Source organism: Nevskia ramosa DSM 11499, assembly GCF_000420645.1.
GTDB lineage: Bacteria > Pseudomonadota > Gammaproteobacteria > Nevskiales > Nevskiaceae > Nevskia > Nevskia ramosa.
The window spans coordinates 482336-506962 of the sequence record NZ_ATVI01000006.1; the positions used below are offsets into that span (position 1 = coordinate 482336).

Here is a 24627-nt window from a genome sequence, read left to right on the forward strand (position 1 = left end):
TGACCTGACACTCCTTCTTCCCATGCGCAATCTCGTGGTCGTCCTTGGCGATCAGCTGGACGATCACTCCGCCGCCTTCGACGGCTACGACCCGGCACAGGACCGCATCTGGATGTGCGAGGCAACGGCCGAGGCCACCTACGCCTGGAGCCACAAGGCGCGCATCGCGATCTTCCTTTCGGCGATGCGCCACTTCAGGGTTGCGCTCGAGGCACGCGGCTGGGAGGTCGATTACCTGGCCACGGCCGAGCATCCGCACGCGACGCTGGCCGAAGCACTGGCGGCGTCGATTGCCGCACTCAAGCCCAGGCATCTGATCGTCGTCGAACCCGGCGAATGGCGGCTGGCGCGGGATATCGAGCGGGTCTGTGCGGCGGCGAGCTTGGGCTTCGAAGTCCGCGGCGATCGCCACTTCATCACCACGGTCGCCGAGTTCCGTGACTGGATGGGCGCCCGCAAACAGCCGCGCATGGAGCACTTCTATCGCGCGGTTCGGCAGCGCACCGGCGTGCTGATGAACGCTGATGGCGAGCCCGAAGGCGGCGCCTGGAACTACGATCACGACAATCGCGAGGCCTTCGGAAAACAAGGACCGGGCTTCGTGCCGAAGCCGCGCCGGTTCCTTCCGGATGCGATCACTGCCGCGGTGCTGGCGATGATCGCCGAGCGCTATGCCGATCATCCCGGCGCGCTGGAACATTTCGACTGGCCGGTGACCCGCGCGGATGCGCTGCTCGCTTTGCAGGACTTCATCGACCAACGCCTCGCCGCGTTCGGGCCGTTCGAGGATGCGGTCTGGGACAGCGAGCCGCTGCTCTATCACTCGCGGCTGTCGGCAGCGATGAATCTGAAGCTGCTGAACCCGCGCGAGGTGATCGCGGCGGCGGTCGCGGCGTATCACGCGAAGCAGGCGCCGATCGAAAGTGTCGAAGGCTTCGTGCGCCAGATCATCGGCTGGCGCGAGTACGTGCGCGGCCTCTACTGGTGGCACATGCCGGACTATCTCGATGACAACGCGCTTGGCGCGGAGCAGCCGCTGCCGGCGCTGTACTGGACCGCCGATACCGAGATGAACTGCCTGCATCAGGCGGTGCGCGACACGCTCGCGCACGGCTACGCGCATCACATCCAGCGGCTGATGATCACCGGCCTGTTCGCGCTGCTGTTCGGGGTCAAGCCGCGCGCCGTCCACGCGTGGTATCTGGCCGTGTACGTCGATGCCGTCGAGTGGGTCGAGCTGCCGAACACCATCGGCATGAGCCAGTTCGCCGATGGTGGCCTGATGGGCTCCAAGCCCTACATCGCCAGCGGCAAATACATCCAGAAGATGAGCAACTACTGCACCGGCTGCCGCTACGATCCAGCGCTCAGCACCGGCCCGAAAGCCTGCCCGTTCACGACCCTGTACTGGGATTTTCTCGATCGCCATCGCCAGCGTTTCGCCAGCCATCCGCGGCTGGTGATGCAGGTGCGCAATCTGGATCGGCTGAAACCCGAAGCGATCGACGCGATCCGTCTTCAGGCTGCGCAGCTACGAAAAGCGCTAGCGCCCAAGGACGTCGCGTAGCGCCGCTTCGAGGCTGCTGAAGCGGAACACGAAGCCGGCATCGAGCGCCGCCTGCGGAATCACCCGCTGGCCGGTCAGCAGGATCTCGGCCATCTCGCCGACGATCAGCTTGAGCATGAAACCGGGCATCGGCAGGATCGCCGGACGATGCAGCACGCGGCCGAGCGTCTGCGCGAATTCGCCGTTGCGCACCGGCTCCGGCGCGGTGCCGTTGAACGGGCCTTGTGCGCTGTCGTGCTCGATCAGGAAGCGGATCAACGCGATCAGATCGGCGCGGTGCACCCAGCTCATCCATTGCTGGCCGGAACCCATCGGGCCGCCGCCGCCGAGCTTGAAGGCCGGCAGCATCTGCGCCAGCGCGCCGCCACCGGCCGGACCTTTGGAACCCAGCACGATGCCGGTGCGCAACTGGCAGACGCGTACGCCGAGCGCTTCCGCCCTGAGGGCTTCGGCTTCCCAGTCACTGCACAGCAGGGCCGAGTAGTCACTGCCGGGAGCATCGGCCTCACTGAGCTTTTCATCGCCGCGCGGGCCGTACCAGCCGATCGCCGAGCCGGAGACCAGCACTTTCGGCTTCACTGCCAGCTCGCTCATCCAGTCGATGAGCCGCCGCGTGGTATCGATGCGCGAGCTGCGGAAGCCGAGCTTGCTCACCCGGTTCCAGCGCTGACCGCCGAGGTTCGCACCGGCGAGGTTGACCACGGCATCCACCGATTCGGTGCGGGCGAGATCGTCGATCGCTTCGGCTCCCTCGGGAAGCCGCTTGGCGGCGGCATCCGGTTCGCGGGTCAGCACGGTCACCTGATGGCCGTCTCGCAGCAGGCCGATGGCCAGTTCGCGGCCGATGAAACCGGTGCCGCCGGTGATCAGGACGTGCATGGTGCTTTTGTTCCGAAAGGTTCGCCGGACTGTAGCCTGACCAAGCCGTCGGGCGTGACGGCGATCACCGCATCCTCCTTCAACGGCGTCACTGCATAGCCACCGGTGAAGCTGCCGAACGCAGGCAGCACGCCGATCGCCTGCCGATGCCGGAACCAGAACACCGGCAGTCGTGCCGAATCGCGTCGCGATTGCAGCCGGACTACCGGATGGATGTGGCCGGCCAGCACGGTGCCACGCGAGTCCGCAGCCGGCTCGTGGGCGAACACGAATGGCGCTTGATGCAGCGCGCCGCTGATCCATTCCAGACGCCAAGCCGCAGGCAGACGTTCGATCTGGCGATCGTGATTGCCCTGGATCACGCTGATCTGCAGCTGCGCGTGCCGGCCGCGGAAAGCATCGATCGCCGCGACGGCGGGCTCATCGAAACTGAGCTGGGTATGGAACAGATCGCCGAGCACCAGCAGCCGTTGCGGCGCGTGTTCGGCAATCAGAACATCCAGCCTGGCGAGATCGGCGGCGGTGGCACCGCTCGGTACCGCCACGCCAGCTCGGCGAAACGCGGCCGCCTTGCCCAGATGCACGTCGGCAACGATCAGCGTGCGCTCGCGCGGCCACCACAGTGAGCGGTCCGCGCAGGCGTTAAGCGTTTCGTTGGCAACAAGGATGTCGATGGCGATGTGCTCGGCGTGTCTATTTCCGCAGCTTGGGTGCGGCGGCTTTCTCCAGCGTGGCGACCATCTTCTGCACGCGGTCCTTCCAATCTTCGGTCGACAATCTCGAACCGATGCGTTCGGCCCACAGCGGGAACGCGAACGGCGTGAAGCGCGGCGTGTCGACGATCATCACGTCATGCGTGGCGATGGCTTCGACAGCCAACCGCAGCCGCCGATAGTCGAGCTGCTGTTCGAGCACTTCGGCGAGCGCCTGGCGGGTCAGCAGGTTATCGCCGTCGTACTTGGTGAGCACGTCATAGAGCAGGCCGGACGAAACCTGCACCTGCTTCACGGTCTTGCCGTTACCTGGATAACCCTCGAAGACCAGGCCGGAAACTCGAGCGATTTCGCGGAAGCGACGCCGCGCCATTTCGGCGGCATTGAGGCTGGCGGGCAGATCGATGTCGAGATCGACGGGCGACAGCAGCGCCTTCAGCGCTGCGCCATCGAGCGGCGGCAAGGTTTCCGCGAGCAGTTCGAAGCCGTAGTCGTTCGGCGTCAGCGTCGCGGTGAGTTTCTGCTGCTTCGACAGCCGCCACGCAAGCAACGCCGCCAGCCCTTCGTGGACGTGGCGGCCGGCGAACGGATAGACGAACAGGTGCTCGCCTTCGCGGGATTTCGAGCGTTCCGCAAGCAGCACGCCGGGACGCGGCAGCTGCGACCACTGCCGCTGGATCGCCAGCAGCGGCGCCAGTGCCTGCATTTCCGGGCTGTCCGTCGATGGCGCGAAAACTGGATTCCCGCCTTCGCGGGAATGACGAAGGTTTGAAGGCGGCGACCCGGGATCGGCCGCAGCGAGCAGTTCGACGAGGCTCGCCGCCAAGGTTGACGACAGCGGCATCTTGCCGCCCGCCCAGCGCGGAATCGTCTGACTGTTGCCGCCGGCCTTCACGTAGGCGGCCATGTCCTTGACGCGAACCAGGGTCAGTTTCCGTCCTGCGAACTGGAAGCTTTCGCCCGGCTTCAAGCGCGCGATGAAGCTCTCTTCGACCTGGCCGATGCCGGCGCCGCTCAGGAACTTCACCCGCATCATCGAATCGGCGGTGATGGTGCCGACACTCATGCGATGGCGGCGGGCGATGGTGGCGTCCTCGACGAACAGCACGCCATCCTCGCGCGCCATCACCTTGCGGAATTGCGGATAGGCGTGCAGCGCACCGCCGCGCATCACGAAATCCAGCAGCCATTGCCATTGCTCATCGGGCAGCGTGGCGTAAGCGTGCGAAGTGGCGATTTCGGCGCGGATCGCAGCGGCGGTCAGAGTGCCGGTCAAGGCCAGGGTGACGACGTGCTGGGCGAGGACATCGAGGCAGTTGGTCAGCGGCCGACGCGGTTCGATGCGGCGCTGCTCGACGGCAGCGCGCGCAGCCGCGAACTCGGTGAGTTCCAGCGCGTTGGTCGGCACGCAGACGATCCGGCTGGCAACCCCCGGCTGATGGCCGGAACGGCCGGCGCGCTGCAGCAGCCGGGCGATGCCCTTCGGGCCGCCGATCTGCACGACTTGTTCGACCGGCGAGAAATCGACGCCGAGATCGAGCGAACTGGTGGCAACGACCACGCGCAGGCTGCCGTCCTTCAAGCCCTGCTCGACGGCAGCGCGCGCCGCGGCGTCGATCGAGCCGTGATGCAGCGCGCTGGCATGCTCCGGGCGAATCATCTGGATCGCTTCGAACCAGCGCTCGGCCTGGGCGCGGGTGTTGGTGAACACCAGCGTCGAGCCGGCACGATCCAGCACTTCGGCGACCTTCGGCAGCAGCGGCAAACCCATGTGCCCGCCCCAGGGGAAGCGATCGACGGCATCGGGGATCAGGGTTTCGATGGCGATGGTCTTGGGGAGGTCGGCGCCGTAGGTCTGGCCGCGCGCCCTCACCCGGCGCTGCGCGCCACCCTCTCCCGGGGGGAGAGCATTGGATGAGCCGAGCAACGCAGCAAGCGCTTCATCGAGATTGCCAAGCGTCGCCGACAGCCCCCAGACCCGAAGCTCCGGCCGCTCCGTCCCTACCGGGGACGGAGTTGCTGACTCACATAGTGCCCGCAAGCGCGCCAGCACCAGCTCCGTCTGCACGCCGCGCTTGGTCGACAGCAGCTCGTGCCATTCATCGACGATCACCGCACGCAGGCCGCGCCACTGCGGAATCAGGTCGGCGTAGCTGAGCAGCAGCGAGGCCGATTCCGGCGTGGTGACCAGGCAATGCGGCAAGCGCTTGCGCTGCTTTGCCCGCGCGCCGGCGCTGGTGTCACCGGTGCGGCATTCCACCTTCCAGGGCACGTCCAGTTCCTTGCAGGCCGCCTGCAGGCTGGCAGCGGTATCGGCCGCCAGGGCGCGCATCGGGGTGATCCACAAGACGCGGATCGGCTCGTCGGCGCTCTCGGCTTCAAGCAGCGGCCCGAGCCAGGCGGCGAGCGTCTTGCCGGTGCCGGTGGGCGCGTGGATCAGACCCGATTCGCCCCGCGCATACGCAGCCCAGCAGGCGCGCTGGAAGTCGAAAACAGTCCAGCGGCGACGCGCGTACCAGGCTTCGATATGGCTAAGCGTCGGCATATGGAGATCGGGCGGCGAGTCGGCTGTAATGAAATCGAGGGGGATTGCGGCGGGCGGGCAGGCGTATCATCGCGCGCCTCTCCGCCCGCAGCTGTCCAGGAACCATGACTACCCCCGCTGCCGCTGCGCCGGCATCGTTCAATCGCGGCATCCTCGCCGTCGTCGGCGCTTTCCTGATCTGGGGACTGCTGCCGCTGTACCTGAAGCCGATGCACGAAGTGCCGGCGCTGAAGATCATGTCGCACCGCCTGCTCTGGTGCTGCCTGTTCGTGATGACCTGGCTGGCCTGGCGTGGCCAGCTCGGCAATGTCCGGACGGCGCTTGCCGATGGTCCGACGCGGCTGCGGCTGTTCTTCACCGCACTGCTGATCAGCGTCAACTGGATCGTCTACGTCTGGGGCGTGAATTCGGGCCATGTGCTGGAAACCAGCCTCGGCTACTTCATCAATCCGCTGGTCAACGTGCTGCTCGGCGTGGTGATCCTGCGCGAGCGCCTGAACAAGGCGCAATGGACAGCGGTGGCCTTCGCCGGCTTGGGTGTCGCCTGGCTGACCATCCAGACCGGCAAGCTGCCGTGGATCGCGCTGAGCCTGGCGATCTCGTTCGGGCTCTATGGCCTGATCCGCAAGCTGGTCAAGGTCGATGCGATTGCCGGGCTCGGTGCGGAAACCCTGCTGATCGCGCCGTTCGCGGCGATCTACCTCGGCTGGCTCGAGTACAGCGGCCAGGGCGCGTTCAGCCACAGCACGCTGGTGATCGACCTGATGCTGTTCGCCGGCGGTTTCGTCACCGCGATTCCGCTGGCGCTGTTCGCGTTCGGCGCGAGGATCATCCCGTACTCCACGGTCGGCCTGATCCAGTACATCGGCCCGACAATGCAGCTGCTGCTCGGCATCTTCCTGTACCACGAGCCGTTCACCGCCACCCGGGCGATCGGCTTCGCGATGATCTGGATGGCGCTGGTGATCTACGGCGGCGATGGCCTGCTGCGCTCGCGGCGTCGGCCGCTAGGCACTGCGGTGCCGCCCGAAGCGGCGACCATCAAGTAGCCATCTGCCCTGCCTTTCGACGCGGCAACTGTCGATACCGATGCAGCGCCTGATGCTGCACCATGTCGCCGCCTCCTGAACCAAGTCCGAACGAATCCGATGCGCCGCCGCAATCGCACTATCCGATGGCTCGCTGTTCCCGCTCTGCTGCTGAATCTGCTGGCCTTGCCGGCAAGCGCGGCGGAACCTGCCGAGGTGATGGGCGAGCGTCTGGCCGCCTGCGCCGCCTGCCATGGCGATGAAGGCCGCACGGTGGGCGAGGACTATTACCCGTCGATCGCCGGCAAGCCGGCCGGCTATCTGTACAACCAGCTGCTGAGCTTCCGCGAAGGCCGCCGCCAGCACACGATCATGGCCGGCCTGCTGGCCAATCTGTCCGATGCCTATCTCGGCGAGATCGCGCTGTATTACGCGGCACGCCCGCACGCCGCCCAACCGCCAATGACCGGCGCCACGCCGGAGCAGCTGGCCCTCGGCGAACGGCTGACCGTGCTCGGCGATCTGGAACGCAAGATCCCGCCCTGCCAGGCCTGCCACGGCGAACAGCTGACCGGCGTGGTGCCGATGATCCCCGGCCTGCGCGGCTTGCCGGCGCGCTATCTCGATGCCCAGGTCGGCGCCTGGAAGAACGGCGTGCGCCATGCCCGCGAGCCGGACTGCATGGGCAAGATCGCCCGCGCACTGAAGCCCGAAGAGATCACCGCCGTCAGCGCCTGGCTGGCCAGCCAGCCGTATGCCGTTGACGCCAAACCCCTGGACAGCCTGCCGAACACCATGCCGATGGATTGCGGAGTGCTGCCATGAAGGGCCGGGTGATCGTTCTCGGCAGCGCCGTCGCGGCCGCATTCGCATTCTCGATCTGGCTGAACAAGCCGGATCTCGATCTAGAACCGCTGGCGCCGGCAACGCTGGAATCGCCGACGCTCCCGCAGATCAAGGCCGGCGAATACCTGGTCCAGATCGGCAACTGCGTGGCCTGCCACACGGCGCAGGGCGGCGCCCCGTTTGCGGGAGGACGGGCAGTGCCGACGCCGTTCGGCGACGTCTACAGCAGCAACCTGACTTCGGACGACGAAACCGGCCTCGGCCGCTGGACCAATCAGGATTTCTACCGGGCGATGCGCCACGGCCGTTCCAAGGACGATCGCTGGCTGTCGCCGACCTTCCCGTACACCAGCTACACGAACCTCAAGCGGGAAGATTCCGACGCGATGTTTGCCTGGCTGCAGACCTTGCCGCCGGTCAAACGCGCGCAGACGCCGGACACGCTGCGCTTCCCGTACGGCACTCAGCTGGCGACCCGCGCCTGGCGCGCGCTTTACTTCAAGCCGGCGACCACGGCTGACATCGCGGCGATGGATCGCGGCCGCTATCTGGTCGAAGGTCTGGGCCATTGCGCCGCTTGCCATACCTCGCGCGGCGCGCTCGGCGGCTTGCGCAACAAGATGAGCTACATGGGCGGCGAGATCGCCAGCCTCGGCTGGGATGCGCTTTCCCTGGTGCCATCGAAACCGATGACCGACAGCGAAGCCAACGAACTCGGCCAGTTGCTGAAGACCGGCATCAACACCCACAAGGCGGTTGCCGGGCCGATGAGCGAAGTGGTGTTCCACAGCCTGCAGCACCTGAACGATGCCGACCTCGCCGCGATCGTCGCGACCCTGCGCGCACTGCCGCCAGCCGATTCACCGCCAGCGGCGCGCGTAGCGCAGGTCTCGCCCGAGCAGCGCCAGAGCCTGCGGGCGCGCGGCAAGATCGTCTACGCCGAGCATTGCGCCGATTGCCATGGCGATGCCGGCGAAGGCCGCGCCAACGTCTATCCCGCGCTGGCCGGTAACGCCAACGTCAATGCGGTGTCGGCAACCAACGCGCTGAACTTGACCCTCAACGGTGGCTTCCCGCCATCGACGGCCGGCAATCCGTTCCCCTACGGCATGCCACCGTTCAGCCAGTCCCTGAGCCGTCCGGACGTCGCCGCCGTGCTGACCTACGTGCGCAGCGAATGGGGCAACGATGCGCCGGCAGTGTCGGTGGTCGAGGTCGAGCGGCGCTAGGCCTCAGCCGACCAGCACCGCCGCCAGCCGCTGCCAGGTCCAGAACGCGGCGATGCTGCCGATCGCGTAGAGCGCCGGCACCGGCACACGGGCTGCGATCATCGGCAGCCGCGACACGGCACGCGTCGCGACGAACACCACGGCCACGGTCAGCAGCTGACCGATCTCGACGCCGACGTTGAAGGTCAGCAGCGCCAGCAGCAGATGATCCTGCGGCAGGCCGATTTCCTTCAGCGCGCCGGCAAAGCCGAGGCCGTGCACCAGGCCGAAACCGAAGGCGACGATCGCCGGTGCGCGTCGCGCCAGCGTGTCCTCACGCTTCAGCGCTTCGACCGCCATCAGCACGATCGACGCGGCAATCACCGCTTCCACCGGCGGGCCGCGCAGGGTCAGCCAGCCGAGCGCGCTGGCGATCAGGGTGAGGCTGTGGGCGGCGGTGAAGGCGCTGATCGTCCAGATCAGCTTGCGCCGGAAGCCGACCAGGAACAGCAGGCAGACCACGAACAGCAGATGGTCGATGCCGCCGAGGATGTGTTCGACGCCGAGGATGGTGTACGCGGAAGCGATCTCGCCGCCGCCGCGGCTGTCCTTGGCGCTGCCGTACAGGCGGGCGCTCTGCTGCGACGCGGTGATCGTGTAGACCTGCGGCGTGCCGTCGAGCCAGAGCACTCTCAGCATCGCGGCTGAGTAGCTGTCGCCGACGCCGTCGATCGCCACCACGCCACTCAGGCCGCCGACGCAGACCAGCTTGTCGCCTTCGGTGCGGCAGCCGTCCGGCCAGCGCGGCGTCAGCTCGTCCTGCGGCTGGCGGCCGATACCGCCCTGACCCCAGTTCCACAGGAATTCACCGGGCAGCACTTCGCGCAGATTCAGTTCGGCGATCGACATCTCGTGCGCCGAAGCATTGAACCAGGGCAGCAGCGCCAGCAGCGCAACACCCAGACTCCGGATCAGGCTGCGAATCACGACGCTTCCCCGGCGACCTTCAGCGTGTACTTGTCGCCGAGCTTGTGGACTGCTTCGCTGCGCAGCTCGGCCATGCGCTGATCGCGCCAGTCGAGCAGCACCTTGTCGCGCAGCGGCTCGAACTCGGCCGGCTGGCCATCGGCGCGCTTTTCGACCAGCACTGCGCGCGGGCCGTCCTGAGCATTCAGCGCCACCCAGCGGTTCAGCGGCAGGGTCGCAAGCTGCGTGGTGAAGGCTTCGCCGAAGGCCGGCGTCAAGGTCGACAGCGGCCGGCCGCGATAGATGCGCAGGCCGCTTTCGACATCGGTGTCGGGCTTCGTCGTCGCCTTGCTGTTGAGCACTGTCGCGAAGGCTTCGGCCTCGGCCAGGCTCGGCTTGCCGGCGATCACCGCTTCGAGGAAATCGATACGCGGCGGATTGTCGTAGCGGCTGCGGTTGGCTTCGAACCAGGCGCGCAGTTCGACATCGTCCGGCTTCGGCAACACCAGATTGGCCTGCACCACGTTCAGCGCCTTGAAGATCACCCGCTCGCGGATCGAGGTATCGCCGCGATCCAGGCCCAGCGCCAGGCCTTCGCGATAGAGCAGTTCGTTGTCGAACCAGCGGCGGCGCATCGCGGCCAGTTCGATAGCGGTCGGCTCGCGGCCGAGTTCATCGCGGACGATCTGGTGCAGCTCGGCATCGGCCCCGGCATTGAGCAGGATCACGTTGCCGCTGTCGCGGCGCGAGACCAGCGCGCTGTCGAGCGCGAACAGCAGGCCGCCGAAGACGAAGAAGTGCAGCAGCGGTTCGCGCAGCCAGCGGCGCGGGCCTTTGGCAGAAACATCGGTCTGGCGATCGAGCGCGGAAGGGGTGGTGGCGTTCATGGTTTCTCGGGATGCATCAGGGTAAGGATTCGAGCTGGCGCAAGGCGGCAGCGGCTTCGGGGCGATCGGGCTGGATCGCGGCCAGTTCGGTGAGCACGGCGCGGGCGTCGTCAGGCGCGCGCTCGGCCAGCGCCATCGCGATCCGCAGCAGCGGCTCATAGGCCGGACGGAAATCGGGGCTCCGGCGCAGCACGGCGAGCAGCGGCTCGTGAACCTGCGCGAGCATCGCCTGTGGATCGGCGACTGGCTGCACATTCATGCCGGCCTTGAGGAAAGCGTTGCGGGCCTGCCAGTAGGCGGCGATGCGGCTCTGCCATTCGGTGTCGGCCGCGGCTCGTGGCGCGCCGAAGACGGCGGCCGGGCTGGCCGTCCACTGATCGATCACGCTCATCAGTCGATCACGCGGGCGGCTGTCCGGCGCATAGGTCAGTTGCGGCGCGCGATAGCTGACGACGGGATGATCGTCGCGATTGGCGATCACGCCGGCACTGAAAGCGCGCAGCGACGCAGCGTCGGCGACGATGCTGCCGGGCAGAACGAAAGCATCGTCGTACTGCAAGCCGGCCAAGGCGTCACCACGCTGCTCTGCGCTCAGACGCGCAGCCAGCTGCGCGCGATCGAACGGCGCGCCGCTGACCAGCCCGAGCACCGGCGTATCGAGGCTGTAGGTGGCGAGCATCGCGACGGCATCCGGATAGACGGCCAGATAGGCCGCGACGATCGCCTGCAAGCTGGCGAGATCGAGCTGATGCAGCGGCAGCCACTGGCAGAACAGGCCGCCGGGCGCGAGCCGCGCACGCACCGCATCGAAATGCTCGACGGTGTACAGCGCGCCCGAGCCGCTGCGCGCCGGGTGGAACAGGTCGGCGACGATGACGTCGTAGAGCGTCTCGCTGGCACGCACGTAGCGGCGTGCGTCGGCGGCGACGATGTGCGGTTGCGGCGCCGGGCTTGGTACGAACAGCCGCGAGGCTTCGATCACTTCCGGCAACAGCTCGACAGCGTCGACGCTCAGATTCTTGTCAACCGCTGCGGCGCTGGACGTGATGCCCGTTCCAAGCCCGAGAAACAGCGCGCGCTTCGGATCGCCATGCAGCAGCAGCGGCGCCCAGGCTTCGCGGGCATCGGTGAAACGCGTCTGGCTGGAGCCTTCGCGAGCGCGATCGTTGATGTGCAGACGCCGCTCGCCGCCGGCGTCTTCGATCACCGAAACCGCGGCCATCACGCCATCGCGATAGCTGAGAATCCGCCCGCCGTCCGGCACGGTGACGAAGCGCAGCGAGGGCGCGACCAGCAGCCAGGCGATGCCGGCGGCCGCAGCGGCGAGCACAGGCACGCGGCGCGCTTGGCGGATCGGCAACAGCAGCAGATAAGCCAGCGCCAGCAGGCCGATCAGCGGCCCGGCGCCGAGCAGCGGCAGCAGCGCGACGGCAATCAAGGGCGCAGCGAAAGTTGCGCCCAGCGTATTCGCGGCCAGCGCATCGCCGAGCCGCCAGCCAGCGTCGCGAGCCTCGACGCTCAGGTGGCTGAACAGCGCACCCATCGCCAGCGTCGGGATCAGGAAGGCGAGCGCGGCAAGCGTGGCTTCGGCGATCAGTGCGGCTTCGAAACCGCCGCCGAGCGCACCGGCCACGATCTGCTTGACCGCCACGCCCCGGGTCATCGCCAGGCCGCCGAGCAGCACGCCGAACGCGGTCAGCACCAGCAGACGCGTGCGCAAGCTTGCGGCATCGCGATGCGCGCCGAGCCAGCGCTGCCCAGCCTGATATAGCGCCGCACCCAGGGCGGTGCCGAGCAGATAGATCGCCAGCGCTGCGGCGTAGGTGTAGACGGTGTTCTCGGCGATCTGGCTGATCACTCTGACGATCAGCACCTCGTAGCCGATGCCGAGCAAGCCGGTCGCGGCCAGGCGCAGCAGCGGTACCGCGCTGCGCGCAGCGGCCGGCGCTTCGGCAGCTGACTCAAGTCCACCGAAAGCGCGCCAGGCATACACAGCGCAGAGCAGATTCAAGGCAGCGGCGATCGCAGCCGTGGCGTTGTAGCCGAGCTTCGGCGCCAGCAGAAAGGCGCTGGCGATCACACCGAACACCGCACCCAGCGTGTTGGCTGCATACAGGCCGCCGATCGCGTAGCCCTGCGCACGCAGCCGGCCAAACACCTGTGCCAGCGCCGGCAGGGTGGCGCCCATCGCTGCCGTGGCCGGCAGCAGGATCAGCAGCGGGCCGAGGAAGGCGACCAGCCAGTGGCGCAGCGCGCCGGGTTCGGGGCCGATGGCGACGGTCAGCGCGCCGCCGAGCATCGGCATCAAGGGGATCAGCAGCAGCGCCCAGAGCGCGATGGTCAGTTCGAGCAACGCGTAGCCGCGGCCGGGCCGTGCGCTGCGCGCGATCCAGGCGCCACAGCGCCAGGCACCCAGTGCCAGGCCACCGAAGAACGCGGCGACCACGGCCAGCACCGAAACGATTTCATGACCGAGCCAGACGCCAAGCTGCTGGGTCCAGACGATCTGGTAAACGAGCCCGGCGAAGCCGGACACGAGCATCAGCAGCGCCACGCCGGCAGGGCGTGGCACGGCTTGCAGAAATGGCAAAGCCGTCGCGGGCGACGGCAGCGGAACAGCGGGAGAATTCAAGGGCAACGAGCAATCCATCAAGACACTGCAACGTCAAAAACCGGCTGCGGGCAAACGCCCGCAGCCGGGTTCAACAAACGCTACTGCCTTACTTCACGCCGGCCACTACAGTGCCGCCGCGAACTTCGACATAGATCGGGTTCGAGTAGAACCACAGATCGGTGAACGCTTCGACGTCGACGTCCAGACGACGGCCGGCGCCCTGCACCGGCAGATGGGTCAGGCAGTTGACGTTGGCGGCAGCGGCCGTCGGATCAGCGCAGGCCACGGCATCCGGGAACACCGTGATGTTGTTGGCCAGCGTGTCGACCAGCGGGTTGCCCGCAGCATCGGTCTCGTTCGGCACGGCGGCCGGGATGTTGCTGCCGCGCAGGCGGATGTACTGCGACTGCTTGACGTTCGGCACGCGCTGCTTGATCACCTTGTAGCCGCCCGGCAGTGCGGTCCAGTTGGCCGCGCTGTAGGTGGCACGGATGGCCGTCGACGGGTTGGTCGCGTTCGGGCTGTCCTGCGCGCCGCCCACGCCGCCCGGAGCAGCACCGGCATACAGCGGGCTGTCCGGCGAGATGTAGCCAGTGACCAGACCGGAAATCAGATCGACGTGATCGAGCACCGGCTGGTTCAGCGGCTGGGTGATGCCGACCTGCAGCAGCGACGGGTTCGGGATCGTGTACGGCGACAGATTGGTGCCTTCCGGATCACGCAGCACGGCGACGATGGTGACTTCTTCGCCCTTGTTGATCACCAGCTTTTCACCCTGCTGGGCACAACGCGAGGTTTCGAAGCCTTCATTGCGAATGGCCGCGCGGGTGACCGCAGCAATTGCCGCCAGCTGGTCGTCAGCGCTGACGCCGGTGCTGCGGCAGGCGACGAACGCCAGACGGTCGATCAGATCGCCGTTGACGTAGTACGAGTTGCCGCTGCGCATGCCATCGACGATCGCCTGCGGGGTCAGCGGCTTGCCGCCGGTCTTGGCCAGCACGTGCGAACGGTTGAACTCGCCCGGGTACTGATCGCTGGTCGAACGGACATCATCCGGGCCGAACGAGCCGCGGCTGTGGTAGTCCGAATTGTTGAAGATCCACCAGTTGCGGCCTTCGCCGAGCAGGGCATCCCAGACGCCGCCGAGCTTGCCGGTGTAGTAGCCGGCGCCGCCGTAGGTGCCACCGCCGGTCGCGCCAGCGCCGTAGCTGCGGTTGTTGCTGGCCTGATGGCCCGGGCCGCCTTCGAAGCCGAACGCCACGGTCGGGCCGGCGTTGTTGAAGTTGCGCAGGTGCTCGATGTTGAAGCCGTTGCTGCCGTTCGGATTGAACACGCCGGCACGCTCGAGATGCGCCGGGATGTAGTAGCTGCTGGTCGGGTACTTGGCCTGCAGCCAGCGCACGCCTTCCACCGTCTTCAGGTGGCCGAGGGTGCCGCTGTCCTGGGCGCCGGTCAGCTTGCGGCCGCGGGCATCGAGGAATTCGTTGCGGGCGCCGCCCGGCACGGTGCAATCCCACTGGTTGTCGGCACCACGGCTGAGATCGGTATCCGCGCGATCGAAGCAGTATTCCCACTGCGCGCCGGGATCGGCATTGCCGCGGCCGGTGGCCGGCAGCTGACCGGTGATGACGGCAGTATCGGAGTGCTCATGACCGGCAACCACCGATTCCAGACCGATGAAGATCGGCTTGCGCTTGGCTTCGGCCATCGCTTCCAGCAGCGGGTATTCGAACTGCTGGGTGGACTGCCAGCGGAACATGTAGCCCTCGGCCGCGCGATCGCCCTTCACCGCAGCGATGCCGATCGAATCCGCCCAGGACGTGCCCGGACCCTGACCCGGCACGAACGGATTGCTGGACGGGGTGAACACGGTTTCGTCGTCGGCCAGGGTGCAGTTGCGGGTGCCGCCGCCGCCGTGGCCGGCGAGGATGAACCAGTCGAGGCCGTAGGTATCGACCGACTTGTTGACCAGCTTCTGGACCGAGATCTGGCCGTCGGAGCAGGTGGTGTGATTGTGGAAATCGCCAACGACATAGCGACCCTGGTCACGGGTTTGGGCGCTGACCGAGGTGGCGGCCACTGCGGCCGCAACGCCGAACGCGGCGGTCACAGCCACGCGAAAGACGTTCGGCTTGAACGAGTGATGCATTGAGAATCTCCGATGAGGAATCTGGGAATCCAGGAATTTTTTGGGCAGCGTTTTCGCGATCAGTCGCCGGCCCCACTGGCAGCTGTCGCGAGACCCAGACCGTAGAGGCCGCAGTTGACGCTTCGGTGAAGCTTTGATGAAGCGTCAAGCGATGTGCGAAATCAGTTTTTTGTCTTACGCATCACTCACTTGCGGCCGTACGCACCCTTCACATTTCGTTCACTCAGGGTCGGAAATGATCAGCCCGGCCTCGACCATTCCGGCTTTCGCGAAGTGCAGATTCAGCGGGTATTCGCGGCCGAAGAACAGCTGCGTGTTGATGCCGTGCAGGCGCAGGCGAGCCCCACCCCGAGCATCTTCATCGCCCAGCTTCAGATCCTGGCCGTTGATCAGGGCGATGCCGGGTTCGGCGTCCCCGGCAGCCGGAATCACTTCGATACGCGCAGCCACCGGCGTCTCCGCTGCCAGCAGGCGATCGTCCGCCTGGATCTCGACGATCCGCAGCCGCAGCGGCGCCGACGCGGTACCGGCCGGCGTCGGATCGGTCCAGGGATGCAGCACCTTCATCTTGCCGGTGGTGTAGTCGTGGGCACTGGCCGCGAACGGCAGCAGCGTTGCAAATGCCAGGCAGGCGGCGGTCAAGCGTGAGGGCATCTCGGGTTCTCGAAAAAGCTCAGGCGCGGGCAAAGCGCAGGGCGTAGCCCCAGGAATCCAGCCGCTCCGGAATCGCGTTGAAAGCCAGGGTGATGCGTCGGCCGCCCTGGTTGGCCGGCACCTCGTGCAGCAGATGACTGGGGAACAGGATCAGATCGCCGGGCGCGGCTTCCGGGGCCATCCACTTGTCCGAGTTGAACGGGCCGGGGCGCGTGTTGCGATGGGCGTTGGCGAACACATAGCCGCTGCCGCCCAGCGCCTTGACGAACACCGTGCTCGCCGATGGATGGGTCGGCGTCAGATACAGCACGCCGGACACGAAGCAATTGGCGTGGTTGTGCATCGCCTGATGGCCGCCGGCTTCGAGCACGTTCAGCCACAGCTCCTTGATCGACCAGGCCAGCTTTTCGCCGAACAGCAGCTCGCCGAACTCGGCCAGCTTCGGTGTCAGCAGGCTGCGCAGCTGGATCAGCTCCGGCGAGGTCTGTTCGGTGAGGATTTCGGTATGGCTCAGCCGAACGTCCTGCGTGTTGCGCTTCACGGCGGTGTCCACATGGCCTGCGACCAGCGCCTGCACCAGCGGGGCCGGCAGCAGACGCTCGACGCGCATCAGGGGCGTGGCAAACAGGCCGCAGATCTGGCTCATCGAACGAGGCGAAAACGTCACGAGGACTCGGGACGCGCAGCCTGAGCCCGGCTGATGACAGTTCCGTGGCAGGGGCTGCGCCGACTGCCGGTTGCCGCCCGTGCTCTTTAGAATCCCTATGTCGCCTCAATCGACTGAAGTTCGCTGCACTCGCTGCACCTGAAGAAGGAGTCTCGTCCGATGACCGCCGCCGCCCATGCTTCCGTGCGCGCCACGATGAATTACAGCGTCGACAACGGTCGCCGCCTCGATACCTACTTCTACGAGCCGGACCCTGCGGTCGAGCCGAACCCGCCCGGCACCGAAGCCCGCGAAGTGCTGATCCACGATGGCTGGCCGCGCGCCTCTGCGTTCTCGGTTGATCGTGAAGGCTTCGAGCTGCACGATTTCGCACCCGGCTTCGCGAGCTTCGAGGACGATGCCGCGATCAAGTCGGCGTTCTATGCGCAGATCATCGCCTACGTGAAAGCGCACACCGGCGCGCAGCGCGTCGAAGTGTTCGATCACACCATCCGCAAGCGCCTGCCGGCGGACCTCAGCGCACAGACCACCGTGCAGCGCCCGGCGGTGCTGGTGGTGCACAGCGACTACACCGAGCAGAGCGGCCCGCAGCGCTTGCGCGATCTGCTGCCGGCAGAAGCCGAGACGCTGCTGACTCGCCGCGTCGCCTTCTACAACGTCTGGAAGCCGCTGCGCGCCCGGGTCGAGGAACTACCGCTGGCGATGTGCGATGCCAGCACGCAAGTGCCGGAAGACCTGCTGACGATGGATCTGAAGTATCGCGAGCGCACCGGCGAGATCCACGTGATGCGCGCCAATCCGGCGCATCGCTGGAACTACTTTCCCGGCATGGACGCCAGCCAGGCGCTGCTGCTGAAAACCTACGACAGCGAAACCGACGGCCGCGCCCGCTTCATGTTCCACAGCGCCTTCGAGCATCCGCACACCGCGCCTGATGCCAAGCCGCGTGAAAGCATCGAAGTTCGAGTGATGGCGTTCTTCTAGCTCACGTCATTCCCGCGCAGGCGGGAATCCAGTTTTGACGTTGGCGAACCGCTGGAAGCCGGAGAACTGGATGCCCGCCTCCGCGGGCATGACGGGGACTTTGATTCAAGGCGCCAGCTTGATCGCCGCGGCCGCCTTGCGCGCCTTGGCGCGCGCCTGGTCAACCGTCGCGGCCAGCGCCAGGGTCACGCCCATGCGCCGGCGGCCGGAGATTTCCGGCTTGCCGAACAGGCGCAGCTGGGTGTCCGAATCAGCCAGCGCTTGCGCCAGGCCGGTATAGCGCGGTGCGATCACTTCGCCCTCGAACAGCAGTGCGCAGGACGCCGCCGCACCGCGCTGGCGGATGCTCGGAATCGGCAGGCCGAGGATCGCCCGGGCGTGCAGCGAGAACTGCGGCAGATCCTGCGAGATCAGGGTGACCAGGCCGGTGTCGTGCGGGCGCGGTGACACTTCGCTGAAGATCACGTCATCGCCCTTGACGAACAGCTCGACGCCGAACAGCCCCCGGCCGCCGAGGTTGGCGGTGACCGCCTCGGCAATCGCTTCGGCCTTCTTCAGCGCGGTGACCGACATCGGGTGCGGCTGCCAGGATTCGCGGTAATCGCCGTCGATCTGCAGATGGCCGATCGGCGCGCAGAAGCGGGTCTGGATCGCGCCATCGGCACCCAAGCTGCGCACGGTCAGCAAGGTGATTTCGTAGTCGAACGGAATGAAGCCTTCGATGATCACCCGCCCGGCACCGGCACGGCCGCCGGCCTGCGCGTAGTCCCAGGCCTTCTTCACATCGGCCTGCGACTTGATCGTGCTCTGGCCCTTGCCGGACGAGGACATGATCGGCTTGACCACGCAGGGAATGCCGATCGTCTTGACGGCGGCCGCGTAGTCATCCCAGTTGTCGGCGAAGCGATACGGCGAGGTCGGCAGGCGCAGCGTTTCGGCGGCGAGGCGGCGGATGCCTTCGCGGTCCATGGTCAGGCGCGCGGCGCGGGCGGTCGGAATCACCGTGGCAACGCCTTCGGCTTCCAGTTCCTGCAAGGTCACCGTGTGGATCGCTTCGATCTCGGGAACGATGTAGTGCGGCTTTTCCAACGCGATGATCCGGCGCAGTTCGGCGGCATCGAGCATCTTGATCACATGGCTGCGATGGGCCACCTGCATCGCCGGTGCGTTCGCATAGCGGTCGACAGCGATGGTTTCGACACCGAGCCGCTGCAGCTCGATGACCACTTCCTTGCCGAGTTCGCCAGCCCCCAGCAGCATCACGCGAGTGGCATTGGGAGCGAGCGGGGTGCCGAGGACGGTAGCGGTTGTCGTGTGCATATTCGGGTGAACGTATTCGTGCATCGGGGCCGAGAAGGGGGAGAATACTGTCACAGGCGCTCGTCACACTGCGCCACCAGTCGGCCCTAACTAGAACGAAGCTGCCATGACTCGTCGTACCAAGATTCTCGCCACGCTCGGCCCGGCCACCGATGACCCCGCCGTGCTGAAGCGGCTGCTGATCGCCGGTGTCGACGTGGTCCGCCTCAACTACTCGCATGGCAAGGCCAGCGATCACGCCCGCCGCGCCACGGCCGTGCGCGCCGTCGCTCACGAGATGGGTTACGACATCGGCATCCTCGCTGACCTTCAAGGCCCGAAGATCCGCATCGAAAGCTTCGCCAACGGGCCGGTGGAACTGATCGAGGGCGCGGCCTTCGTGCTCGATACCTCGATCGGCGCCGATGCCGGCGACGTCAACGCGGTCGGCTGCGCTTACGCCGATCTACCGCGCGACACCGTGGCCGGCGACATCCTGCTGCTCAACGATGGCGCGATCACCTTGCGGGTGACAGCGGTTGAAGGCACGCGGATCGATACCGTCGTGGTGCTTGGCGGCATCCTGTCGAACCGCAAGGGCATCAACAAGCAGGGCGGTGGTCTGTCCGCCGCAGCGCTCACCGACAAGGACCGCGAAGACCTGATCCACGCAATCTCGATCGGCGCCGATTTCATCGCGGTGAGCTTCCCGCGCTCGGCGGCGGACATGGACGAAGCCCGCGCGCTGATGAACGCGGCCGGTGGTTCGGCGTTCCTGGTCGCCAAGATCGAGCGTGCCGAAGCGCTGCCGAATCTCGAAGAAATCATCGCGGCGAGTGATGTGGTGATGGTCGCTCGCGGCGATCTCGGCGTGGAGATCGGCGATGCCGAGTTGCCGGGCTGGCAGAAGAAGATCATCGCCGCGTCGCGCGAAGCGAACCGCATGGTGATCACTGCCACGCAGATGATGGAATCGATGATCGTCAATCCGATTCCGACCCGCGCCGAAGTGCTCGATGTCGCCAATGCGGTGATGGACGGCACCGATGCGGTGATGCTGTCGGCCGAGACCGCGACTGGCCGCTGGCCGGTGAAGACCATCGAAGCGATGTCCCGCGTCTGCCTCGGCGCCGAACGGGCGATGCCGTCGCGCGAGCGTTCGCGGCGAACCATGGACGCGCATTTCGGCCGAGTCGACGAAGCGGTGGCGATGGCCACCACCTGGACCGCGCAGCACATGCAGGCGAAGGCGATCGTGTCCCTGACCGAATCCGGCTCGACGGCGCAGATGGTGTCGCGTACCGATACGACGATCCCGGTCTACGCGCTGACTCGCCACGAAACCACGCGCCGCAAGATGTCGATGTGCCGCGGCGTCTACCCGGTGGCCTTCGATCCCTCGACCGCCGATGCGATGCAGGCCGAGCGCGAAGCAATCGACTGCCTCAAGTATCGCAAGGTCATCGCCACCGGTGACCGGGTGCTGCTGACTCGCGGCGATCTCACCGGCGAGCTCGGCGGCACCAACACGATGAAGATCGTCAGCATCGTCTGAATCGACTCAGGGCGCCGCGGCGCAGGCTGCAAAGACCTGGTACGGCGTGTCGCCGGCCCTGACCCTCGCCTCGAACAGCGCTGGCGGGCAGTAGGTGGCAACCGGCGTGTAGTCGCCGATCACGTCTCGTGGCGGTGTGCCTTGCGGCACCTGGCCGATCGCGCCGACGAAATCGGCGTCGGGCAGCAACTGGCGATAGATCAGGAAGCCGAGCACCACGGGGCCGAACGGCAGGGCCGCGTAGCCGCTGTCTTTCGGCAGGCGCTCGGCAGCGCCATCGGCCACCACGATGTGGTAATTGCCTCTGGCATCGACCGGAATCTCGCGGTCGGCCCGGCAGGCGATCACCGTGGTCAGCACCTTGGCGTTCTGGCAGAACGACCAGTAGCGCACGTCCGGCAGCAGAGGCACGCGGCCGTCACGCTCGCGGAACGTCGGCGCCCGGCCGCGGATCAGGATCAATTCGCCGACATTGCGCACGGTCGCCGACATGTAGGCGGCGTTCTGGTTCAGGCCGAACTCGCTGTCACCGTTCTGCGCGCCATAGAACACTTCGAACGGCACCCGGCGCGAACCGAGCAGGCTGACCACGCCGCTCACCGGCGGCGTCAGGGACGGTTCTTCGAGCGGCGGCAGGCTGATCGGCGGCCGGCACAGGCCGACGCCGATCGGCCGATCACCGTTCGGCGTTTCAAGCACCAGTTTCGGCAGCGGCACCCGCTGGTCTTCGAGATAGGTGCGCATCGTCAGCCGGTACTGGCGCGCGGCACCGATGCTGTCATCGGTGTACAGGGTGTTGCGCTGCCGGGTCTTGGGCACCGCGCCGTATCTCACGTAGGCGGTGTAACGGCCGCCGGGTTCGACGTCGGGATTGCCCGTCGTCGGGCCGAGCAGGGTCGACTGGCTGCCGCGGTCGGCCGTGATCAGGTGATCGCTCAGGTCATCGATCGGCGCATAGCTCGGATCGTAGATCTGGAACGAGAAATAACGCGTCGCCGGATACTGGCCCTCGATGCGGATGCGCGAACCGGCCGGCGGCCGCACCGGCAGATCCGCCTGGTAATAGCGGGCGTTGGTTTCCGGATAGGCGAGCTTGATCGGTGCTTCGTACCAGTCGCAGCCGGTCAGGCCAGCGGTCGGGGCCTGGGCCTGGGCGGGCGTCTGGAGCACCACGGCGAACAGGCCGGCCAGCAGCGAGACCATCGTGCGGCAGTGGCGACCGGCGGCGGCTTGGCGGATGGCTGGTCGGAACGGGCGGTGCTTTGCTTCGCTGCGCGAGGACACGGTCATGGCTGATCCCTTCCGTGGAGGTAGTCGTGAGGTCGCCGGACAATCGCTCGCCAACCCCTTGAAAAATCGACACTATCGGCATGCGTCGAAACCGTCCAAGACCTTTTCGACGCCAGCACATACCGGTTTGAACGGCCCGGTCCGGCTGCTGACGGCGGAGCGTAAAGTATCAATGGGCCTTTTGCAGACGAGGCATTCATGTACGCGAACGAGTTCACCGTGATCGGTCACCGGGGCGCCCGCGGGCACGCGCCGGAGAACACCTTGCTGGCGATCGACACCGCGATCCGCCTCGGCGCGCCCTGGGTCGAGTTCGACGTGCAGCTGCACGATTCCGGCGAGCTGCTGGTGTTCCATGATCTGACCCTGGATCGCACCACCAACGGCCAGGGCTTTCTGGCCAGCCAGTCGCTGGGCATGCTGCGGGCGCTCGACGCCGGCCAGGGCCAGCAGATTCCGACGCTCACCGAGGTGCTCGATCTGGTCGAGCAGCAGGTTGGCGTCAACATCGAGCTGAAGAGCGCCGGCGGCACCGGCGAAGCGGTGGCCAGCGTGATCCGCAGCTATCTCGAGGCGGGCTGGCCGCCGGAGAAATTCCTGGTGTCCTCGTTCCACCTGCCCGAACTCTGGGAGTTCAAGCAGTACGCACCGGAAATCCCGATCGGCGCCCTGATCTGCGGTGTGCCGCTGGACTGGGCCGGCTGTGCGGTGGAACTGGGTGCGGCAACGCTGAACCTGTCATCCGAATTCGTCGATCCGCGCTTGATCGAGGACGCTCACAAGCACGGCATCAAGGTGTTCGTCTACACGGTCAACGATCCGGCGGAGATGCGGATGCTGCGCGAGATGGGCGTCGACGGCGTGTTCAGCGACTACCCGGATCGGGCGCTGGCGGTGACGGCTGGCTGAAGCCTCGCCACAGCTCAGGCGTCGTCGTCGACCGGCTGTGCAGGCTGACGACTGCGCTCGAACTGCTCGAGCACGTGGCTGAGGCGATCGCCCAGATGCTGACTGGCCGCCCGCTGCATCGCTCGCGAGACCTCGGCGTGCACGGCCATTTCCACCAGTGGCCGCAGGCGCCAGATCAGATCGCCGATCTCGGCGGATTCCTCGGGCGGCGGCAGACCGTCGCCGTACTTGTCGAGCAGGTGGCGGTCGATCAACTGCACCATCGCTTCCGCAGCGCGTTCGACATTGGCACGCAGCAGGCCGACGACATTGAGCATGTCGGCCAGCGGAATACCGATCCGCACCAGTTCTGAAGCGGCGTGGATCATCTTCGGGCTGGGCGCCATGAATTTGCCGCCCTGCTGTTGCAGGATTTCCAGATCGACGACGCTGGCCAGCAGGCGCGGGTCGAAATTGCCGTCGAACAGCTTGACCAAATCCTGCAGGGTGAACGTGACCGGCTGCTCGTCGCTCCAGGGGCTGGCAACGGCGGATTCGATGCCGATCACCTGCGCCAGATTCTGGCCCTGGTCGAGCGCTTCGATCAGCTCGCCGATCGACGACAGCGTGTAACCGCGGGCCAGCAGCTGGCCGACGATGCGCAGGCGCGACAGGTGATCGGCGTTGTAGACGCCAGCCCGGCCGCGGCGCTCGGGCGGCGGAATGATGCCGCGATCCTGATAGGCGCGGACGTTGCGCACCGTGGTGTTGGCCTGCCGCGCCAGCTGGTCGATCGTGTATTCGGGCCCCACCGGCGGCACGGGCACGGGAGTTGCCCTCCCCAGTTCGGGCAAGGAAAGCGATGACAAGCGGCCGAGAATGCCTTTCATGGTCGCCATCATACCGATCGACACCCGCCGCTTGACAGTCTCCTTGCTGGCATTGTTACTATTGCACTGTGACATCAATTGATGTCACAGTTTCAGCCCAGCACTAGCTTGCTACCGCTGACCTTACAAACCGAGGAGCCGCACCATGATGCCCGTCCGCCGCGATCTGCAGTTCAAGCTGGCCGATGTCGATCTGAAGACCTGGAATGCCAATGGTCCGCTGGTCAGCGCCTACATGAATACGCTGTCGCTGTTCTTTCCGGACGGCGAGCGCTTCTTCATCCATTCCCTGCGTCATTACCGCGACCAGATCACCGATCCGGAGCTCAAGGCCCAGGTCACCGGCTTCATCGGCCAGGAAGCGATGCACGGCCGCGAGCATGAGGAATACAACGAGCGCCTCGCCGAGCAGGGCATGCCCGCCGAACAGCTGGTGCAGAGCATCTTCAAGATCATCGAAGCCGCCAAGCGCCTGCCAGAGCCGGCGCAGCTGTCGATCACCATCGCGCTGGAGCATTTCACCGCGATCTATGGCGATCTGCTGCTGCGCAAGCCGGAACTGATCGAGGGCAGCAATCCGACGATGACGGCGATGTGGCAATGGCATGCGCTCGAGGAAACCGAGCACAAGGCCGTGGCCTTCGACGTCTACTCGAAAGTGGTCGGCAGCGATCTGCGCGCCTATCTGCTGCGCACCTCGACCCTGGTGGTGATCACCAGCATCTTCCTGTCGCTGATCGCGGCAGCGATGGCGCGCATGCTGATTGCCGACAAGACCACCAAGAAGGGGCTGCGTGAATGGGCCAAGTTCGCCTGGTTCATGGTTGGCCCGGCCGGCGGCCTGCGCGGCATCGCGCTGCCCTGGCTGGACTACTTCAAGCCGGGCTTCCATCCCTGGGATCACGACAACCGCCACTTCCTGAACCAGATCGACGCGATCAACGAGCAGTACGGCGTGCCGGCCAAGAAGTCGCCGAAGATGGCTGCCGCTGCCTGAT

At 66.5% G+C, this 24627-nt stretch carries 20 protein-coding genes; 8 read left to right on the forward strand and 12 right to left on the reverse strand.

The window, feature by feature from the left end; all coding sequences use genetic code 11:
* The first annotated feature begins 22 nt into the window (after nucleotides 1-22).
* Complete coding sequence (locus G513_RS0109025; protein WP_022976510.1) at nucleotides 23-1567, forward strand: cryptochrome/photolyase family protein; 1545 nt, start codon at nucleotides 23-25, stop codon at nucleotides 1565-1567.
* Here G513_RS0109025 and G513_RS0109030 read toward each other — a convergent pair.
* The 3 genes from G513_RS0109030 to G513_RS0109040 are packed head-to-tail and all read right to left on the reverse strand — an operon-like array spanning nucleotide 1544 to nucleotide 5704.
* The gene (locus tag G513_RS0109030; RefSeq protein ID WP_022976511.1) at nucleotides 1544-2446 is read right to left on the reverse strand and encodes a TIGR01777 family oxidoreductase; all 903 of its coding nucleotides are present in this window, start codon (nucleotides 2444-2446) and stop codon (nucleotides 1544-1546) included. The genes G513_RS0109025 and G513_RS0109030 overlap by 24 nt on opposite strands.
* Entirely contained in the window at nucleotides 2434-3210 is a 777-nt protein-coding gene (pdeM, locus tag G513_RS25420) for a ligase-associated DNA damage response endonuclease PdeM (protein ID WP_084711423.1), read from the reverse strand. Before pdeM ends, G513_RS0109030 begins: the two co-directional genes overlap by 13 nt.
* The gene (locus G513_RS0109040; RefSeq protein WP_022976513.1) at nucleotides 3140-5704 is read right to left on the reverse strand and encodes a ligase-associated DNA damage response DEXH box helicase; all 2565 of its coding nucleotides are present in this window, start codon (nucleotides 5702-5704) and stop codon (nucleotides 3140-3142) included. Before G513_RS0109040 ends, pdeM begins: the two co-directional genes overlap by 71 nt.
* 104 nt (nucleotides 5705-5808) lie before the next feature.
* Between G513_RS0109040 and rarD the strand changes: the two genes are divergently transcribed.
* The 3 genes from rarD to G513_RS0109055 all read left to right on the forward strand — a co-directional run bounded on the left by rarD (nucleotide 5809) and on the right by G513_RS0109055 (nucleotide 8807).
* The gene (rarD, locus tag G513_RS0109045) at nucleotides 5809-6753 is read left to right on the forward strand and encodes an EamA family transporter RarD (RefSeq protein ID WP_022976514.1); all 945 of its coding nucleotides are present in this window, start codon (nucleotides 5809-5811) and stop codon (nucleotides 6751-6753) included.
* 99 nt (nucleotides 6754-6852) lie between these two features.
* Nucleotides 6853-7557 carry a c-type cytochrome gene (locus G513_RS0109050; RefSeq protein ID WP_022976515.1) on the forward strand — a complete coding sequence of 235 codons (705 nt, stop codon included), beginning with the start codon at nucleotides 6853-6855 and terminating at the stop codon, nucleotides 7555-7557.
* Nucleotides 7554-8807, forward strand: coding sequence for a cytochrome c (locus G513_RS0109055; protein WP_022976516.1), 1254 nt, complete (start codon nucleotides 7554-7556; stop codon nucleotides 8805-8807). The genes G513_RS0109050 and G513_RS0109055 overlap by 4 nt, the downstream gene beginning before the upstream one ends.
* A 3-nt stretch (nucleotides 8808-8810) precedes the next feature.
* Here G513_RS0109055 and G513_RS0109060 read toward each other — a convergent pair whose 3' ends face one another.
* From G513_RS0109060 to G513_RS0109085, 6 genes are all read right to left on the reverse strand, one after another.
* Nucleotides 8811-9773, reverse strand: coding sequence for a HupE/UreJ family protein (locus G513_RS0109060; RefSeq protein ID WP_022976517.1), 963 nt, complete (start codon nucleotides 9771-9773; stop codon nucleotides 8811-8813).
* The gene (locus tag G513_RS22230; protein ID WP_022976518.1) at nucleotides 9770-10639 is read right to left on the reverse strand and encodes a peptidyl-prolyl cis-trans isomerase; all 870 of its coding nucleotides are present in this window, start codon (nucleotides 10637-10639) and stop codon (nucleotides 9770-9772) included. The genes G513_RS0109060 and G513_RS22230 overlap by 4 nt, the downstream gene beginning before the upstream one ends.
* A 16-nt stretch (nucleotides 10640-10655) precedes the next feature.
* Complete coding sequence (locus G513_RS0109070) at nucleotides 10656-13211, reverse strand: fused MFS/spermidine synthase (RefSeq protein WP_245563094.1); 2556 nt, start codon at nucleotides 13209-13211, stop codon at nucleotides 10656-10658.
* 148 nt (nucleotides 13212-13359) lie between these two features.
* Nucleotides 13360-15402, reverse strand: coding sequence for a hypothetical protein (locus G513_RS0109075; protein WP_022976520.1), 2043 nt, complete (start codon nucleotides 15400-15402; stop codon nucleotides 13360-13362).
* Nucleotides 15403-15621: 219 nt separating this feature from the next.
* Nucleotides 15622-16056 (reverse strand): copper chaperone PCu(A)C domain-containing protein, encoded by a 435-nt coding sequence (locus G513_RS24860; protein ID WP_022976521.1) that lies wholly within the window; start codon nucleotides 16054-16056, stop codon nucleotides 15622-15624.
* A gap of 19 nt (nucleotides 16057-16075) precedes the next feature.
* Nucleotides 16076-16702 carry a putative 2OG-Fe(II) oxygenase gene (locus tag G513_RS0109085; protein ID WP_022976522.1) on the reverse strand — a complete coding sequence of 209 codons (627 nt, stop codon included), beginning with the start codon at nucleotides 16700-16702 and terminating at the stop codon, nucleotides 16076-16078.
* A gap of 180 nt (nucleotides 16703-16882) precedes the next feature.
* On the opposite strand from G513_RS0109085, the gene G513_RS0109090 reads away from it, so the two are divergent.
* A complete protein-coding gene (locus tag G513_RS0109090; RefSeq protein ID WP_022976523.1) occupies nucleotides 16883-17707 on the forward strand; it encodes a CmcJ/NvfI family oxidoreductase in 825 nt (274 codons plus the stop codon).
* 105 nt (nucleotides 17708-17812) lie between these two features.
* Here the strand turns inward: G513_RS0109090 and purT are convergent, their stop codons facing one another.
* Complete coding sequence (purT, locus tag G513_RS0109095; RefSeq protein ID WP_022976524.1) at nucleotides 17813-19027, reverse strand: formate-dependent phosphoribosylglycinamide formyltransferase; 1215 nt, start codon at nucleotides 19025-19027, stop codon at nucleotides 17813-17815.
* Nucleotides 19028-19133: 106 nt separating this feature from the next.
* Here purT and pyk point away from each other — a divergent pair, with 106 nt between their 5' ends.
* Entirely contained in the window at nucleotides 19134-20561 is a 1428-nt protein-coding gene (gene pyk / locus G513_RS0109100; protein WP_022976525.1) for a pyruvate kinase, read from the forward strand.
* A gap of 6 nt (nucleotides 20562-20567) precedes the next feature.
* Here the strand turns inward: pyk and G513_RS0109105 are convergent, their stop codons facing one another.
* A complete protein-coding gene (locus G513_RS0109105; protein ID WP_022976526.1) occupies nucleotides 20568-21851 on the reverse strand; it encodes a hypothetical protein in 1284 nt (427 codons plus the stop codon).
* Between the two features lie 198 nt (nucleotides 21852-22049).
* On the opposite strand from G513_RS0109105, the gene G513_RS0109110 reads away from it, so the two are divergent.
* Nucleotides 22050-22760, forward strand: a complete 711-nt coding sequence (locus G513_RS0109110; RefSeq protein WP_022976527.1) for a glycerophosphodiester phosphodiesterase — start codon at nucleotides 22050-22052, stop codon at nucleotides 22758-22760.
* A gap of 14 nt (nucleotides 22761-22774) precedes the next feature.
* On the opposite strand, the gene G513_RS22240 is transcribed toward G513_RS0109110, so the two are convergent.
* Nucleotides 22775-23638 carry a MerR family transcriptional regulator gene (locus G513_RS22240; RefSeq protein ID WP_245563095.1) on the reverse strand — a complete coding sequence of 288 codons (864 nt, stop codon included), beginning with the start codon at nucleotides 23636-23638 and terminating at the stop codon, nucleotides 22775-22777.
* A gap of 136 nt (nucleotides 23639-23774) precedes the next feature.
* Between G513_RS22240 and G513_RS22245 the strand changes: the two genes are divergently transcribed.
* Nucleotides 23775-24626: a metal-dependent hydrolase gene (locus G513_RS22245; RefSeq protein WP_022976529.1), complete on the forward strand. Its 852-nt coding sequence runs from the start codon at nucleotides 23775-23777 to the stop codon at nucleotides 24624-24626.
* The last annotated feature ends 1 nt before the right edge of the window (nucleotide 24627 follow it).

What these genes read in the sequence shown, in the direction of transcription:
- G513_RS0109025 (WP_022976510.1), top strand. Translation starts at nt 23, where the DNA reads ATGCGCAATCTCGTGGTCGTCCTTGGCGATCAGCTGGACGATCACTCC.
- G513_RS0109030 (WP_022976511.1), bottom strand. Translation starts at nt 2,446, where the DNA reads ATGCACGTCCTGATCACCGGCGGCACCGGTTTCATCGGCCGCGAACTG.
- G513_RS0109040 (WP_022976513.1), bottom strand. Translation starts at nt 5,704, where the DNA reads ATGCCGACGCTTAGCCATATCGAAGCCTGGTACGCGCGTCGCCGCTGG.
- rarD (WP_022976514.1), top strand. Translation starts at nt 5,809, where the DNA reads ATGACTACCCCCGCTGCCGCTGCGCCGGCATCGTTCAATCGCGGCATC.
- G513_RS0109050 (WP_022976515.1), top strand. Translation starts at nt 6,853, where the DNA reads ATGCGCCGCCGCAATCGCACTATCCGATGGCTCGCTGTTCCCGCTCTG.
- G513_RS0109055 (WP_022976516.1), top strand. Translation starts at nt 7,554, where the DNA reads ATGAAGGGCCGGGTGATCGTTCTCGGCAGCGCCGTCGCGGCCGCATTC.
- G513_RS22230 (WP_022976518.1), bottom strand. Translation starts at nt 10,639, where the DNA reads ATGAACGCCACCACCCCTTCCGCGCTCGATCGCCAGACCGATGTTTCT.
- G513_RS0109075 (WP_022976520.1), bottom strand. Translation starts at nt 15,402, where the DNA reads ATGCATCACTCGTTCAAGCCGAACGTCTTTCGCGTGGCTGTGACCGCC.
- G513_RS24860 (WP_022976521.1), bottom strand. Translation starts at nt 16,056, where the DNA reads ATGCCCTCACGCTTGACCGCCGCCTGCCTGGCATTTGCAACGCTGCTG.
- G513_RS0109085 (WP_022976522.1), bottom strand. Translation starts at nt 16,702, where the DNA reads ATGAGCCAGATCTGCGGCCTGTTTGCCACGCCCCTGATGCGCGTCGAG.
- G513_RS0109090 (WP_022976523.1), top strand. Translation starts at nt 16,883, where the DNA reads ATGACCGCCGCCGCCCATGCTTCCGTGCGCGCCACGATGAATTACAGC.
- purT (WP_022976524.1), bottom strand. Translation starts at nt 19,027, where the DNA reads ATGCACACGACAACCGCTACCGTCCTCGGCACCCCGCTCGCTCCCAAT.
- pyk (WP_022976525.1), top strand. Translation starts at nt 19,134, where the DNA reads ATGACTCGTCGTACCAAGATTCTCGCCACGCTCGGCCCGGCCACCGAT.
- G513_RS0109105 (WP_022976526.1), bottom strand. Translation starts at nt 21,851, where the DNA reads ATGACCGTGTCCTCGCGCAGCGAAGCAAAGCACCGCCCGTTCCGACCA.
- G513_RS0109110 (WP_022976527.1), top strand. Translation starts at nt 22,050, where the DNA reads ATGTACGCGAACGAGTTCACCGTGATCGGTCACCGGGGCGCCCGCGGG.
- G513_RS22240 (WP_245563095.1), bottom strand. Translation starts at nt 23,638, where the DNA reads ATGGCGACCATGAAAGGCATTCTCGGCCGCTTGTCATCGCTTTCCTTG.
- G513_RS22245 (WP_022976529.1), top strand. Translation starts at nt 23,775, where the DNA reads ATGATGCCCGTCCGCCGCGATCTGCAGTTCAAGCTGGCCGATGTCGAT.